This is a genomic window from Synechococcus sp. RS9916, from assembly GCF_000153825.1.
Classification (GTDB): Bacteria; Cyanobacteriota; Cyanobacteriia; order PCC-6307; family Cyanobiaceae; genus Synechococcus_C.
Window position 1 is genome coordinate 1,337,194 of sequence record NZ_DS022299.1, and the last position, 13,482, is coordinate 1,350,675.

Sequence of the window (13,482 nt, forward strand, 5' to 3'; positions counted from 1 at the left end):
CCCTGAGAGCCCGCCTACGATCAGAAAGGTCTCATCAACTGGAGGACCGCTGAGGCGATGGCACGGGCTCCGAAATCCCAGCGGCGTGCGTTTGGGAAAGGCGAAGTGCTGATGCCACCGCCACCAGCACCAGCGGAAGCTCTGAGCTCCTGCCTGGATCAGCTGCGCTCAAGCTGGCGCCGAGAGGGCTCCTTGGCCGCCATCTGGCAAGACTGGCCCAACCTGGCCGGTGCCCAGCTCGCTCCCCATTGCCGCCCGCTCAACCTGCAGGGCGGAATGCTCACCGTGGGGGCGAGCCATCCGCAATGGCGGCAAGCCCTGCTGTACAGCCGGCCCCAGCTACTGGCGGCCCTTCGCGCTGCCGGCCACGGCATCAAAGACCTCCGCATTCAGCAGCATCACGGCCAAGCCAAGGTTGAGCTCGACAGCGAAGCATCCATCTGGGCACGGCACCCCAGTCGCATTGATGTGCACGGCATGGACCACTGCCCCCGCTGCGGGCGCCCTTCACCCGCAGGGGAGATGGCGCTGTGGGGCCACTGCGGCTTCTGCCGGCGCAGCGAACTCGCCCAGGTCATGCCTGTGGCAACGGACATGCCCATGGACGACAACACGGGGGCAGCTCAGTAGCGCTCTGGCCGAGGCTCCCGCCAGTCAGCGCTGACACCCTGCTTCTGGAGCTCTCCTGCACGGGCTTCAAGGCGGCGGCGGTCGACGCGCCAGAGCCTGTAGATGCCATGGCGGGCCAGCTCCTGGTGCTCGAGACCCTGCCAATGGGACCGTTCGCTGGTGCGGTCATCGATCACCACCAGGGCCGTGGGCTTCTCCTCAACCGATGTGCCGCGAAAGCCACGGCGGTGATTCTCATGGCGAAAGCGATCGACCACGTTGACCAGAGCGCCCTTGGAGAGGCCTTCGTACACAACCACTTGATCGGTGTAGAAGTGCAAGGACGGCTTCATCGCTCCAACCATCGCCAAAGGTTCAGGGCCCTGACGTGCCCGTTCGCGCACGATCACGTCGGCCACCTGCCGCACCGGCAACTGCCGCACCCGGTCGCCCAGCAGCATCATCGGCACCAGAGCCACGAGCTGAAAGACCACAAGAGGACCTTGCATGGCCAACAACCGACCAGGCTGAGGACGCCACCAGAGCCAGGCCCCCAACACCACGGCCACGGTCATGCAAACCGCAGCTCTCAGCACAAAACCGCTGGCCAACAACTCCGCTGGCAGGGTCGGCATCTCAGGGTCATTAATCAATGGGACCCAGATCCCAGCGCCCCAGAAGCCCGATGCCAGCACGGCCGCCAGCAGCACCGACGCCAACCAGCAGGCACTCTGCGCCCTGCGGGATCGTGCTGTTGAGGGCAACAAGGCCAGAGCGATCAGAAGTCCGGCCGCCGGTGTGGCCGGCAACCAGTAACTGGGAAGCTTGGTAGCCGCCGATGTGAACAGCAGCAACACTGCCAGCAACCAGCACCCCGCGAACAGCTGCAGGCTGTCCGGTGCCGCAGCGGGGGGCCTGCGGCGCCAGAGGTCTTGCACCAGCTGCGCAAGTCCCAGCAAAAGAAGGGGCGTGAACGGCAAGGCCGCCACCAACAGCACCGGCCCGAAGAACCACCAGGGCTGGAGGTGGCTGTTCACCACCGAGGTGAAGCGCTGAAAGTTGTGATAGCCGAAGAAGCTGTCCCAAAAGGGTTGGCCCTCCACCAACAGCTCCAGGCCATACCAGGGAAGACTGATCAGGGCGGTGATCGTCAGACCTGGCAGAGGACGAAGCTGGCACCAAAGACCTGCAAGGTTGCGGCGAGCCAGGCCAAACAGCAGCAAGGTGATGCCGCTCAGCACCACAGCCACGGGTCCCTTGGTGAGCACCGCCAAACCCAGCACAACCCAGGCCAGCCACCAACGGCGACCACCGGTCGCATGGCAGCGCCACTGGCACAGCAAGCTGAGTGCGAGGGTTCCTGACAACAGGCCATCACTGACTGCTGTGCGACTCCAGAGCAGCACCAAGGGCGAGAGCACAAACGCCAGAGCTGCGGCCACGGCCGTGCGTCGGGGATGGCCATCCCCGGGCTGCGGGAAACGCAACAGCGTGTCCCCGAGCATCAGCAGGGTGATCAGCGTGCCCAGCGCTGAGGGCAAACGGCCAGCCCAGGTGCCCAATGGATCCCACTGCGCTTGAGCGGGGAGGGCATAGCCGAGGCCCATCACCCAATAGACGAGAGGCGGCTTATCGAAGCGAGGCAGTCCGTTCACGCGAGGCGTCAGCCAATCACCTGTGCGCGCCATGGCACGACCCGCCGCCGCAAACAACGGAGGGGTCTCATCCACCAGTCCGTTGCCCCCCAACTGCCAGAAGCAGATCGCCAGGCCAAGCGCCAGAAGGACCAGCAGACATCGCCGGCGCTGTTGCCGGCTCAGAGGCTGGGAGGTGACGGCGGCCACGGCCTCAGGAGTACTGCTCATCAGGCGATGCTGCCATCTCTCGCCACCAGACCGTCTCGAATCCAAGCCTCCACCCGTTGGGCAAACACCTCCTGGCTGGCGTTGGCTTCCACCCACGCCCTGCAGTGCCGTCGTTCCAAAGAGGCCACCTCAACGGTGGCGCCTCTGAGTGCATCCACATCGTCCGGAGTCACCAGCAGCCCGGTTCGCCCGTGCTGCACAAGCTCCCCGGGGCCGCCGCGGTTGTAAGCCACCACCGGAACACCACAGGCCAGAGCTTCCACCACGACATTGCCGTAGGCCTCATTCCATTTGGGGGTGTTGATCAGGGCCCTGCACTGACCCAGCTGCTGCTGCAGCGCCTTGGTGGGCAGAAAACCACGCCATTCGATCGTGCCCGCAGGCACCCCGGCCTCGACCCGCTGGGCGTAGTCCTCATCTTCACGCACCCCCCACACCAACAGGGTTTCCCCCAAGGCAGCCGCCACGGCAGCGGCATCTTCCAACCCCTTCTCTGGGGCCACCCGTCCGGCCCAGCCGAGGGGGCCATCGGCCCTGGCCTGGAAGCTGTAAGCCCCGAGGTCGAAGCCATTACCCACCAACCGAGCCGGGGCGGGAAGAGCGAAATCATTGGCCTGCGCTTGGGTGTGAAACGCCAAGCGCCGCTGGTCCCAGCGGGCCAGGTCAGCAATCTGCTGATCCATCACCTGGGCCACGGACACCATGCTCACCAAGTGAAAGAGGGGCTGCTGAACCCGCGGCGTCAGCCAGAGGGGCAGCCAATCATAGGAGAAGTTGAGCACCGCATCGGCCTCCCCAGCCAAGGCCAGCGCCCTGTCCCAAAGCCGCGGCAGCAGGCCATCGGCAGGAATGGTCACCGGCGCTTGATGCTCGGCGTGCTGCCAACTGGGTTGATCCACACCACCCACGGTCTCCAGATGCAGGGATGGCGACGGCTGAGGAGAGCGCGAGCCTTCCGGCGCCACCAGGGTGAGTTGATGACCACGACCCAACAAGCCACGCACCAGGGAGGCCAGGGTCAGTTCAACGCCACCACCTCGGCCGCTGCCCAACGCACCGATCGGGGTGCTCACCAGCACCAAATGCAGCGGTTCGCAATCCATCAAGCCCTCCTTCATCCTCCGGACCCCTCCGCAGCATCGAGCACCACGACCGGGTCAGGTTCCCACCAGCGACGTCGCTGACTGACCAACACCACAGACAACAGCACCAGCACCACCCCCACCCACTGGAGGGGTTCCAGACGTTCCTGCAACCACAGCCCTCCAGAGGCCAGCGCAAATACTGGTGTGAGGAAGCCCAGGGTGGAGAACGCCGTCAACTCCTGGCGATTGGCGAACCAAAAAAACAGGCCATAGGCAAGGGCGCTGCCCAGCAGGCTGGCGTAGGCCATCAGCACCCACTGCGAAGGCCCCCAAGGCGGCACGAGGGCATAGGCCGGATCCAAGCCATGCCAAAGCAGCAACGGCAGACCCCCGAGAAGCATGTGCCATCCCGTCACGGTGACGGGATGGCTGGCGCTGCAGGCGTAGCGACTGAACACCGTGCCCAAAGCCATGGCCACCGCCGCAGCCAGCATCCATGCGGTGCCCCCTTCCCAGAGACCGGAGAGCGACACCGCATCACCAAACAGCCACCAATGGCGCAGCAAATCCGGGGGCACCCCCAGGCACACGATGCCCGCGAGCCCCAGCACCAAGCCAAACCAGCCGACGGGATTGATCGCCTCGGCGAACAGGCTGCGGGCGAGGAGCGCCACCATCAGCGGCTGGGAATCGATCAACACCGAACCGAGACCAGCACCGGTCTCCTGCAACCCCCTGGCCAGACAGAACTGAAACAGGGTGGCGTCGACCAGGGTGAACACCACAAACCAGAGACGGTCCTGCGGAGCGATCCGCCAGGACGCACCCAGAGCCGGGAGGGCCAGAAGGAGCACCAGCCCAGCCGGCAGCAGTCGCAGCGCTGCCACCAACTCCGGCCCACCCGTGGCCAACAGAGGGGCCATCGCTGCCATCGCCGTTCCCCACAACGCAAAGGGCAGCACCATCAGCAGCCCGAGGCGGATCGACACGATGACTTCAGTTCACAGGCTCCTTTTTAAGATCCAAAGCATTACGACTGCCCCCCATGGTTTGGCCCTGGCGCCGCAAATCCCGTCGACGCATGGCACGCATTGCCATCGAGGGGGCGATTGCGTCGGGGACCCGCAAGCGGGTGTTGAAGGCTCTGCGCGAAGTGGAGCAGCGGGAATTTCCTGCCCTGTTGCTGCGCATCGACAGCCCCGGCGGCACCGTGGGTGACAGTCAGGAAATCCACGCAGCCCTGCTGCGCCTGCGGGAGAAGGGCTGCCATGTGGTGGCCAGCTTCGGCAATATCTCCGCCTCCGGTGGGGTCTACATCGGGGTCGCGGCCGAAAAGATCGTGTCGAACCCGGGCTGCATCACCGGCTCGATCGGCGTGATCTTGCGGGGAAACAACCTCTCCAAACTGCTGGAGCGGGTTGGGATTCGCTTTGAAACCGTCAAGAGCGGTGCCTACAAAGACATCCTGTCCCCCGACCGGGCCCTCAGTGCAGACGAGAGGGAACTGCTGCAGGCCCTGATCGACAGCAGCTACGCCCAGTTCGTGGATGCCGTGGCCGAAGGCCGTGGACTGAGCCCGGACACGGTGCGCAAGTTTGCCGATGGCAGGGTGTTCAGCGGTGCCCAGGGCAAAGAGCTGGGTCTGGTGGACGAACTGGGCGACGAAGAACGGGCCCGCGCCCTCGCGGCCGAACTGGCAGACCTGGATGAGGACTGCAAACCGATCACCCTCGGCAAACCCAAGAAAAAATTGCTGGCCAGCCTGCCGGGTAGTTCCGTTGTCGCGCGCCTGGCGGAGATGCTGGAGACCGAGCTATCCCATAGCGGCCAGGCACTCTGGCTGTATCGCCCATGACCCGTCCTTCCCTTGCCGACGGCCTGGCTCTTCGGGGCCTCAGGGGAGCAACCACCTGTGACACCAACAGCGTGGACTCCATCGAGGCGGCCGTCGACGCCTTGGTCACCTGCCTGGTGGAGCGCAATGGCCTGCAAGCCGACCGGATTGTGTCCGTGACCTTCTCGGTCACCGCTGACCTGGATGCTTGTTTTCCGGCAGCCATCGCCCGCCGGCAACCGGGCTGGGATCAGGTGGCACTGCTCGATTGCCAGCAGATGGCGGTCCAGGGAGATCTGGCCCGCTGCATTCGGCTTCTGGCGCATGTCTGGCTACCAGCTGAGCAAAACCCTTGCCACGCCTACCTTGGCGAGGCAAGTCGCCTAAGACCAGACAGATCCGGTCACAACTGACAGATGGGAGGCCGGCTCAGACGCGTTCTCCAGCGGACTCTCTCCAACACAATCAGATCACGCCATTTGAGCGATGGCTGACGCCATCCACTTCTTTGATTCATGACTGACAGCAACCCCATCGTTCCTGGAAGGCTTCTGCGCCGGATCGGCCTTGCAGGCGGGATCGCAACGGCCGGGCTTCTGGCAGCAGCCCCATTGCTGGACAGCATCCGCCCGGCTGCCGTGCAGGCCCAGGGCACCCCCTCCCTTCTGGAGTTCCGTTGGGAAAACAGCAAGGACTACAAGAAGCTGTATTACTTCCAAAGCAGCACGGTGCCAAGGGATCGGGCTGAATACTTCCTGATGCTCAAACCGAAGGACCGCAAGAGCGCGATCCTCAAGCTCAGCATCACGGTGCCCGAATACTTCAACGCCAAGATCAAGCCCAGCCGCGTCAGCCTCTGCAGGATGCAATTGGGCGGCATGTTGGCCCGCAGCCGCTGCAAAGAGACCTTGCCAGCCGTGATCGAGGTGAATGAGACCCAGACCGCCATTGAGGTTTTTCCCGAGGCACCGATTCCCACCGGCGGCACTTACGCGGTGGTGATGAAGATCTTCAACCCCAGCAACAGCGGCATGTTCCAGTTCAACGCCTTGGCGCAGGCACCTGGCGATGTCCCCGTGGCGGGCTACCTGGGCAGCTGGCTGATCGACATCGAACAGTAGGACCACCCAACTGATAAATTGGCGAATTGACGACAGGTCGGGCGCCGACAATCCATCATGACGAAACGAACCCTGGGTGGTACTAGCCGTAAGCGCAAGCGCGTTTCTGGTTTCCGTGTGCGCATGCGCAGCCACACCGGTCGTCGCGTGATCCGCACCCGTCGCAAGCGCGGCCGCGCACGCCTCTCAGCCTGAGCCTGAGTCCCCAACCACCAATCTCCTTCAATGGTCCTGCCGGCACCAATGCGTCTGCGGGGCCATCGTTGTTTTGATTGGTTGCATCGCAAAGGGCGACGACACCATGGGACGCACATGGTGCTGCGCATCGCCGACGCGAAACCCCAGTATTTGAGAGCCGAGGTCGCGGCAGCCGAGTCACATGCGCCTCAGTCACAACGGTGTCGCTGTGCTGTGGTGATCAGCGGCAAGGTCAGCAAGCGCTCGGTGGTGCGCAACAGGCTCCGCCGCCAGTTGCATGACCACTTGCGCTCGCGCCTGGAGGAGCCGACAACCCTTGACCACCATTGGCTTCTCCTCAGCCTGAAGCCTGGGGCCAGCGAGGCGGGGGCTCCATTGCTGGAAGAATGCGACAGATTGCTTAAGGACGCGGGATTGTTGTCATGACCACCACCATGCAGGAAGACACCTTTTACGAAGGTGGGCCAGCCAAGGGCGATCTGATCTTCAATTTGCTGCTGGGACTGACGTTGATCGGCATTCCCTTTGCCGTCGGCGCCATCGTTCGGGCCCTTTGGCTGCGGTTCCAGATCACCAGCCGACGCATCTCCGTTAGCGGCGGCTGGATGGGAAAAGACCGCAGTCAGGTGGTGTACAGCCAGATTCGCGAGGTGCGCTGCGTGCCCCGCGGCTTCGGAGCCTGGGGAGACATGGTGCTGGTTCTCAGCGATGGTGCCCGTCTTGAGATGCGATCGGTGCCGAACTTCCGTGCTGCCGAGACCTATATCCTCGAGCGGATCGAAGCCAAACGTGCATCCAGCACCGCGGTTGACACCAAAGGGTTTGCGGCCTGAGCCCAGACCCCTACGACGCCCTGTTGCACACTGGCAGGGCTTTTCTGCCCCCTCTTCAGGACCTCCATCGTGATCGGATACATCTCCGACAACCTGCTGATTCCAATCCTGGATTTCTTCTATGGATTGGTGCCGAGCTACGGCTTGGCGATCGTGGCGCTCACCGTTGTGATCCGCTTGGCGCTGTTCCCTCTCAGCGCCGGTTCGATCCGTAGTGCGCGCCGGATGCGCATCGCTCAACCCGTGATGCAGAAGCGGCAGGCGGAGATCAAGTCGCGGTTCGCCAACAACCCCCAGAAACAGCAGGAAGAGCTGCAAAAGCTGATGAAGGAGTTCGGCAGCCCCTTGGCGGGTTGTCTGCCCCTGTTGGTGCAGATGCCGATCCTGTTCGCCCTGTTCGCAACCCTGCGGGGATCACCGTTCGCGGACGTGCCCTACACGCTCAACATGAAGGTGCTGCCCGCTGAGCAGATCGCCGCGGTTGAGCCCAAGCCGTTCAACAGTGCAAGCCATTCCATCTTCATCACCGAAACCAACCATGTTCCGGTGATCGCCAGCCTTCCCGGCGGCACCAAACTCGGTGCAGGGGAGAGCGCCAAAATCCAGCTCCAGACCAAGAGTGGTGAAGCCTTCAGCCAGGTTCTGACCAGCGTTGACGACGGTCAGAAATTCATGCCGAACTGGACGGTGACCAAGGGTGACGATGTCGTGTCCGTCGCCGAAGACGGCACGATCACAGCCATTGCACCGGGTGATGCCACGGTTGAAGGCAAGATCCCTGGCCTCGCGGCCCGCAGTGGCTTCCTGTTCATCAAAGCCCTGGGTCAGGTGGGCTTCTACAGCGATGGAGCCATCAACTGGGATATCGCGATCCTGGTGGGTGCATTCGGCGTAAGCCTGTTTGCGTCCCAGCTGCTGTCCGGCATGGGAATGCCGGCCAACCCTCAGCAGGCCACCGCCAACAAGATCACCCCCGTGATGATCACCGGCATGTTCCTGTTCTTCCCTTTGCCGGCGGGCGTTCTGCTCTACATGGTGATCGCCAATATTTTCCAGGCTGGACAGACCTTCCTGCTCACCCGGGAAGCCCTGCCCGACAACCTCCAGGCGATTCTGAATGACCAGATGAAGCAGCAGGCGACGGCAACAGCTGGCACCGGTGCTCAGGGCGGATCCCGACTGCCCTTCGAACCCCGAGGCGGCAACAAGTGATCCCTGGGCTTGAGCCCGTTCCGCTGCGTGACCTCCAGGCTCTTGGTGCGCCAAGGGTCTGGGAGGTGGAGGGCATGCTCGAGGATCTCGAATCGCTCACCCCGGTGCGCGGCGAGCTTCAGGCAGAACACCGTGGCAACGTGCTCGAGGTGAGCGGAGAGCTGCAAACGATCGTCAGCCTCTGCTGCGACCGCTGCCTGGGCCAGTTCAATCAGAGCCTCAAGGTGAAAACAGAGGAACTGATCTGGTTGGGAGATGACCAATCCAGCGACGCCATGGCGGAAGCCGGCTTCGATCCCGACAGCCCCGATGGTCTGATCGAAAGCATGGATCCACGCAGCAGCTTCGAACCCGAGCGCTGGGCCTTCGAACACTTGAGCCTGCAGCGTTCTGTGGTCAATCGTTGCGGCAACGACTGCCCTGGTCCTCCCCAGCCCGAGAACACAGGCGCAGCCATGCCAAGCGCGCCGATCGATCCCCGTTGGCAGGCCCTTCAGCAGCTGCGGGAGAGCAGCAACAATGCTTGAACTCTGGCGCGATCAACTCGACCTGCTGGTGCGGGCCGGGACGCCACTGATCTGGATCCGCAGCCCTGAGGAGGAGCGGGTTGAGGCCCTATTGCAACAAGCTGTGAGCCGACTGGGGAACCGGCGACTCGCCACCTGGAACTTCATCGATGGCCTGGGTGGTGTTCTCAACAGCGAAGGCCTGGGGGCCCGCCAACCGATGGTGGTGCTGCAGTGGCTGCAGGAGCTCGAAGCCAGCCAACCCACCCTGCTGTTGCTGAAGGACTTTCATCGCTTCTGCGACGATCCCGGCATCGCACGAATGCTGCGCAATCTCACCAGTCGCTTGCGGGAGCGCCCCCACACGCTGGTGTTGAGCACCGGCGCCTGGACGCCCCCGGCAGAGCTGGATGAATCCCTCACCCTGCTGGATCTGCCCCTGCCCCGGGAGAACGAAATCCAGTCACTCCTGCAGTCCATTGCCCAGGCCAGCGGCAGTTCGCTCGACGCGGACGTGCTTGAAGAGCTGACCCATGCCTGCAGTGGGCTGACAGAAGCCCGGGTGCGCCACGTGGCAGCCCGGGCCCTAGCCCAAAGAGGAGCGCTCAGCCGCGACGATCTGACCGATGTCCTCGAGGAAAAACGCCGCTCCCTCGCCCGCAGCGAGGTCTTGGAGTTCTGCCATACCGATGCCGATCCCGCCGACATTGGCGGCCTCGACGCGCTCAAGCACTGGCTGAACCAACGCCACCAGGCCTTTTCTGATGAAGCCAGAAGCTTCGGTTTACCACTCCCGCGCGGGGTGCTTCTGGTGGGCCCCCAAGGCACCGGCAAATCCCTGACGGCCAGAGCGGTGGCCCACAGCTGGTCGATGCCCTTGTTGCGCCTCGATGTGGGGCGCCTGTTCGCCGGCCTGGTGGGAGCCAGCGAGGCCCGCACCCGCGAAACGATCGAACGGGCAGAAGCGATGGCGCCCTGCGTGCTCTGGATCGACGAGATCGACAAAGGCTTCGGGGGCGATGCCCGCAGTGACGGGGGCACCAGTCAGCGGGTGCTGGCCACGGTGCTCACCTGGATGGCGGAAAAGCGCTCCGCCGTGTTCGTGGTTGCGACCGCCAATGCGGTGGATCGGCTGCCGGCAGAGCTCCTGCGCAAAGGGCGTTTCGATGAAATCTTCCTGCTCGACCTGCCCGCACCAGCAGAGCGGGAAAGCATCCTGTCGTTGCATGTGGCCCGGCGCCGCCCTGGGCTCAGCCTGCCCCTCAGCTCCGTGGTGGGCCGCACGGAGGGCTATTCCGGAGCAGAGCTCGAGCAGACGGTGATTGAGGGAATGCATCTGGCCTTCGCGGAGCGCCGGGAACTGAGCGAAAGCGATCTGATTCGCGCAGCCTCCCAGCTGGTGCCGCTCTCCCGCACGGCCCGGGAACAACTGGATGCCCTCAAGCACTGGGCCAGCAGTGGGCGGGCAAGGGCCGCCAGCAGCACCACCCCCGAGAGCTTTCGTATTGCGCCAGATGAAGAAGCCTGACGCGGCGTAACGACCGGCTTCAGAAACGCTGGCAGCCACTGGGGTGCTCCGTACCGTCGCAGTATTCGGAAAGGGCCAGCGTGAACCGTTACAGCGACCTCACCTCCCAACTGGCTGTGGCCTGCCTGGGCGCTGGTGTGATCACCACCGTGGCCGTGGCCCAGGGACAGAATCCATTGACCGCCCTCGGCATCACCCTGTTCTCCGCCGTGGCTGCCGTCATGGTCGGCCAGGTGCTCTGAACACCAGCGCCTAGGCTGCCGGCGCCGCGATCCAAACCCCCGTGCTCGATCAGCGCCTGGTGCGTGACAACCCCGACCTGATTGCCCGCGAACTCGGGCGGCGGGGGATGAACGTTGACCTCACCGGTCTCCAGTTGATCGCCCAGCAGCAGCGCAATCTCGAAGAAAAGCGCAGCAGCCTCCAGGCCGACGGCAATCGCATCGGCAAGGAAGTCGGACAGAAGATCAAAGGCGGGGCCGACCCCAAGGGCGAAGAGGTCGCCGATCTTCGCCGCCAAGGCAACCAGATCAAGCAGCAGGTGGCTGTTCTGGAGGAGGAAGAGAAAGAACTCTCCGCCAAGCTGCGCGAACAACTGCTGAGTTTCCCGAACCTGCCCTCGCCTCAATGCCCTGAGGGCCGCAGCGAAGACGACAATCAGGAGGTGCGCCGCTGGGGCACCCCCCGCCAGGACGAAGGGCTGGAAGAGCACTGGCAAATTGCTGACCGGCTTGGGTTGCTCGACACCGAGCGTTCCGTGCGGATCTCCCAGAGCCGCTTCGTGACCTTGATGGGCCAGGGCGCACGGCTTGAGCGGGCGTTGATCAATTTCATGCTCGACCTGCACTGCAGCAAGGGCTACAAGGAGGTGCTTCCGCCGGTGCTGGTGAACAGTGCCAGCCTGCAGGGATCGGGACAGCTGCCCAAATTTGCGGAGGAAAGTTTCCGCTGCGCGGAAGACGACCTCTGGCTGACCCCCACCGCTGAGGTGCCTGTCACCTCCCTGCACCGCGACGAAATCATTCCCGCTGACCAGCTGCCCGTTCGCTACGTGGCCTACAGCCCGTGCTTCCGGCGCGAGGCCGGCAGCTATGGACGGGACACCCGTGGCCTGATTCGCCTGCACCAGTTCAACAAGGTCGAGCTCTACTGGTTCGTGCATCCCGATCACTCGGAGAAGGCGCACGCCCAGATCACCGCCGATGCGGAAGCGGTGCTTCAGGCCCTGGAACTGCCCTATCGGGTCCTCGACCTCTGCACGGGTGACATCGGCTTCTCCGCCGCCCGCACCTACGACCTCGAAGTGTGGTTGGCCGGTGCCGGTGCCTACCGGGAAATCTCCAGCTGCAGTGTCTGCGGCGATTTCCAGGCACGCCGTTCCTCGATCCGCACCAAGGAAGGGAAGAGCACACGCCTGGTGCACACCCTCAATGGCAGCGGGTTGGCAATTGGCCGCACCATGGCCGCCCTACTGGAAAACGGTCAGCAAGCGGATGGCAGCGTGCTGCTTCCCAAAGCCCTGGTTCCCTACTTCGGTCGCGAGCGTCTCCAGCCAGAATGAGCCTCCTGAAAACGACGGCGTGAACGTTCTTGCGGCACTGCTGGCCCTCGGCCTGCTGGTGGTCATTCATGAAGCGGGCCACTTCCTGGCTGCCGTAGGCCAGGGGATCCGGGTCAATGGATTTTCTGTGGGATTCGGGCCAGCCCTGCTCAAGCGAGAGCACAACGGGGTCACCTACGCCCTGCGGCTTCTGCCCCTGGGTGGATTCGTGTCGTTCCCCGATGACGACGAAAACAGCACAATTCCTGACGACGACCCGGATCTATTGCGCAATCGGCCGATTCCCCAACGCATCTTGGTGATCAGCGCCGGCGTGCTGGCCAACTTGTTGTTGGCCTGGCTGGTGCTGGTGGGGCAATCGGCGTTCGTGGGCATTCCCGCCTCACCCGAACCCGGGGTGATGGTGGTCGCCGTGCAGCCCGGTGAAGCCGCCGCCCGTGCAGGGCTGAAGGCGGGTGATCAGATTCTCAGCATCAACGGCGACGTGCTTGGGAGCGGCCAGGAGGCTGTGCGTTCGCTGGTGAACCTGATCAAGACCGCGCCAGATCAAAACCTGAACCTGGTCAGCCGCAGCGCTGGTGACGCCAGCTCGGATCGCCCGCTCACCCTGACGCCAGTCGACCGCGACGGACAAGGGCGAATCGGCGCGCAACTGCAGGCCAATCTCAGCGGCGATCTCCATCCCGCCTCCAACCCGCTGCAGGCCGTGGCTTATGGCAGCGACCAGTTCATCGGCATGATCCGCAACACGGTGGTGGGGTATAGCGGCCTGGTGACCAACTTCGGCCAAACCGCCCAGCAGGTGAGTGGTCCGGTGAAGATCGTGGAGATGGGGGCCCAGCTCAGCAGCCAAGGCGGCGGCGGGTTGGTGTTGTTCACCGCCCTGATTTCCATCAACCTTGGTGTGCTGAATGCCCTGCCCCTACCCCTGCTGGATGGGGGGCAACTGGTGATGCTGCTGGCGGAAGCGGTGCGGGGCAAACCATTGCCTGAGCGTTTTCAGATGGCGGTGATGCAATCAGGACTGCTGCTGCTGCTGGGCCTGAGCGTTGTCTTGATCGTGCGCGACACCAGCCAACTTCCGCTGGTGCAGCAGCTCACCGGCCGCTGAGGAGTTGGGGGCAGGCCAA

General features: G+C 63.9%; 16 protein-coding genes. 13 read left to right on the top strand and 3 right to left on the bottom strand.

Annotated features, from left to right (window positions below):
- Positions 1–57: 57 nt before the first annotated feature.
- Positions 58–630, top strand: coding sequence for a DUF721 domain-containing protein (locus RS9916_RS07230; protein ID WP_007098661.1), 573 nt, complete (start codon positions 58–60; stop codon positions 628–630).
- On the opposite strand, the gene RS9916_RS07235 is transcribed toward RS9916_RS07230, so the two are convergent.
- From RS9916_RS07235 to RS9916_RS07245, 3 genes are read right to left on the bottom strand one after another with little or no spacing between them, the layout of a single operon-like run.
- Entirely contained in the window at positions 624–2,474 is a 1,851-nt protein-coding gene (locus tag RS9916_RS07235; protein WP_007098662.1) for a glycosyltransferase family 39 protein, read from the bottom strand. The two genes, RS9916_RS07230 and RS9916_RS07235, sit on opposite strands and share 7 nt — an antisense overlap.
- Positions 2,474–3,577 (bottom strand): glycosyltransferase, encoded by a 1,104-nt coding sequence (locus RS9916_RS07240; protein WP_038024341.1) that lies wholly within the window; start codon positions 3,575–3,577, stop codon positions 2,474–2,476. Before RS9916_RS07240 ends, RS9916_RS07235 begins: the two co-directional genes overlap by 1 nt.
- An 11-nt stretch (positions 3,578–3,588) precedes the next feature.
- The gene (locus tag RS9916_RS07245) at positions 3,589–4,551 is read right to left on the bottom strand and encodes a DMT family transporter (protein ID WP_038023440.1); all 963 of its coding nucleotides are present in this window, start codon (positions 4,549–4,551) and stop codon (positions 3,589–3,591) included.
- 53 nt (positions 4,552–4,604) lie between these two features.
- Between RS9916_RS07245 and sppA the strand changes: the two genes are divergently transcribed.
- From sppA to rseP, 12 genes are all read left to right on the top strand, one after another.
- Positions 4,605–5,414, top strand: coding sequence for a signal peptide peptidase SppA (sppA, locus tag RS9916_RS07250; RefSeq protein ID WP_007098665.1), 810 nt, complete (start codon positions 4,605–4,607; stop codon positions 5,412–5,414).
- Complete coding sequence (gene aroH / locus RS9916_RS07255) at positions 5,411–5,806, top strand: chorismate mutase (protein ID WP_007098666.1); 396 nt, start codon at positions 5,411–5,413, stop codon at positions 5,804–5,806. The genes sppA and aroH overlap by 4 nt, the downstream gene beginning before the upstream one ends.
- 102 nt (positions 5,807–5,908) lie before the next feature.
- Positions 5,909–6,514 carry a DUF2808 domain-containing protein gene (locus RS9916_RS07260; RefSeq protein ID WP_007098667.1) on the top strand — a complete coding sequence of 202 codons (606 nt, stop codon included), beginning with the start codon at positions 5,909–5,911 and terminating at the stop codon, positions 6,512–6,514.
- A gap of 57 nt (positions 6,515–6,571) precedes the next feature.
- Positions 6,572–6,709 carry a 50S ribosomal protein L34 gene (rpmH, locus tag RS9916_RS13860; protein WP_007098668.1) on the top strand — a complete coding sequence of 46 codons (138 nt, stop codon included), beginning with the start codon at positions 6,572–6,574 and terminating at the stop codon, positions 6,707–6,709.
- A gap of 30 nt (positions 6,710–6,739) precedes the next feature.
- The gene (locus RS9916_RS07265; protein WP_038023443.1) at positions 6,740–7,138 is read left to right on the top strand and encodes a ribonuclease P protein component; all 399 of its coding nucleotides are present in this window, start codon (positions 6,740–6,742) and stop codon (positions 7,136–7,138) included.
- Complete coding sequence (locus tag RS9916_RS07270) at positions 7,135–7,545, top strand: PH domain-containing protein (RefSeq protein WP_007098670.1); 411 nt, start codon at positions 7,135–7,137, stop codon at positions 7,543–7,545. Before RS9916_RS07265 ends, RS9916_RS07270 begins: the two co-directional genes overlap by 4 nt.
- Before the next feature lie 69 nt (positions 7,546–7,614).
- Entirely contained in the window at positions 7,615–8,757 is a 1,143-nt protein-coding gene (gene yidC / locus RS9916_RS07275) for a membrane protein insertase YidC (protein ID WP_007098671.1), read from the top strand.
- Positions 8,754–9,284 (top strand): DUF177 domain-containing protein, encoded by a 531-nt coding sequence (locus RS9916_RS07280; RefSeq protein ID WP_007098672.1) that lies wholly within the window; start codon positions 8,754–8,756, stop codon positions 9,282–9,284. Before yidC ends, RS9916_RS07280 begins: the two co-directional genes overlap by 4 nt.
- Complete coding sequence (locus tag RS9916_RS07285) at positions 9,277–10,791, top strand: AAA family ATPase (protein ID WP_007098673.1); 1,515 nt, start codon at positions 9,277–9,279, stop codon at positions 10,789–10,791. The genes RS9916_RS07280 and RS9916_RS07285 overlap by 8 nt, the downstream gene beginning before the upstream one ends.
- An 80-nt stretch (positions 10,792–10,871) precedes the next feature.
- Positions 10,872–11,033: a hypothetical protein gene (locus tag RS9916_RS14855; protein ID WP_007098674.1), complete on the top strand. Its 162-nt coding sequence runs from the start codon at positions 10,872–10,874 to the stop codon at positions 11,031–11,033.
- A gap of 41 nt (positions 11,034–11,074) precedes the next feature.
- Positions 11,075–12,352 (top strand): serine--tRNA ligase, encoded by a 1,278-nt coding sequence (gene serS, locus RS9916_RS07290; RefSeq protein ID WP_007098675.1) that lies wholly within the window; start codon positions 11,075–11,077, stop codon positions 12,350–12,352.
- 19 nt (positions 12,353–12,371) lie between these two features.
- Complete coding sequence (gene rseP / locus RS9916_RS07295; protein WP_007098676.1) at positions 12,372–13,463, top strand: RIP metalloprotease RseP; 1,092 nt, start codon at positions 12,372–12,374, stop codon at positions 13,461–13,463.
- Positions 13,464–13,482 lie beyond the last annotated feature (19 nt).

What these genes read in the sequence shown, in the direction of transcription:
- RS9916_RS07230 (WP_007098661.1), top strand. Translation starts at nt 58, where the DNA reads ATGGCACGGGCTCCGAAATCCCAGCGGCGTGCGTTTGGGAAAGGCGAA.
- RS9916_RS07235 (WP_007098662.1), bottom strand. Translation starts at nt 2,474, where the DNA reads ATGAGCAGTACTCCTGAGGCCGTGGCCGCCGTCACCTCCCAGCCTCTG.
- RS9916_RS07240 (WP_038024341.1), bottom strand. Translation starts at nt 3,577, where the DNA reads ATGGATTGCGAACCGCTGCATTTGGTGCTGGTGAGCACCCCGATCGGT.
- sppA (WP_007098665.1), top strand. Translation starts at nt 4,605, where the DNA reads ATGGTTTGGCCCTGGCGCCGCAAATCCCGTCGACGCATGGCACGCATT.
- aroH (WP_007098666.1), top strand. Translation starts at nt 5,411, where the DNA reads ATGACCCGTCCTTCCCTTGCCGACGGCCTGGCTCTTCGGGGCCTCAGG.
- RS9916_RS07260 (WP_007098667.1), top strand. Translation starts at nt 5,909, where the DNA reads ATGACTGACAGCAACCCCATCGTTCCTGGAAGGCTTCTGCGCCGGATC.
- rpmH (WP_007098668.1), top strand. Translation starts at nt 6,572, where the DNA reads ATGACGAAACGAACCCTGGGTGGTACTAGCCGTAAGCGCAAGCGCGTT.
- RS9916_RS07265 (WP_038023443.1), top strand. Translation starts at nt 6,740, where the DNA reads ATGGTCCTGCCGGCACCAATGCGTCTGCGGGGCCATCGTTGTTTTGAT.
- RS9916_RS07270 (WP_007098670.1), top strand. Translation starts at nt 7,135, where the DNA reads ATGACCACCACCATGCAGGAAGACACCTTTTACGAAGGTGGGCCAGCC.
- RS9916_RS07285 (WP_007098673.1), top strand. Translation starts at nt 9,277, where the DNA reads ATGCTTGAACTCTGGCGCGATCAACTCGACCTGCTGGTGCGGGCCGGG.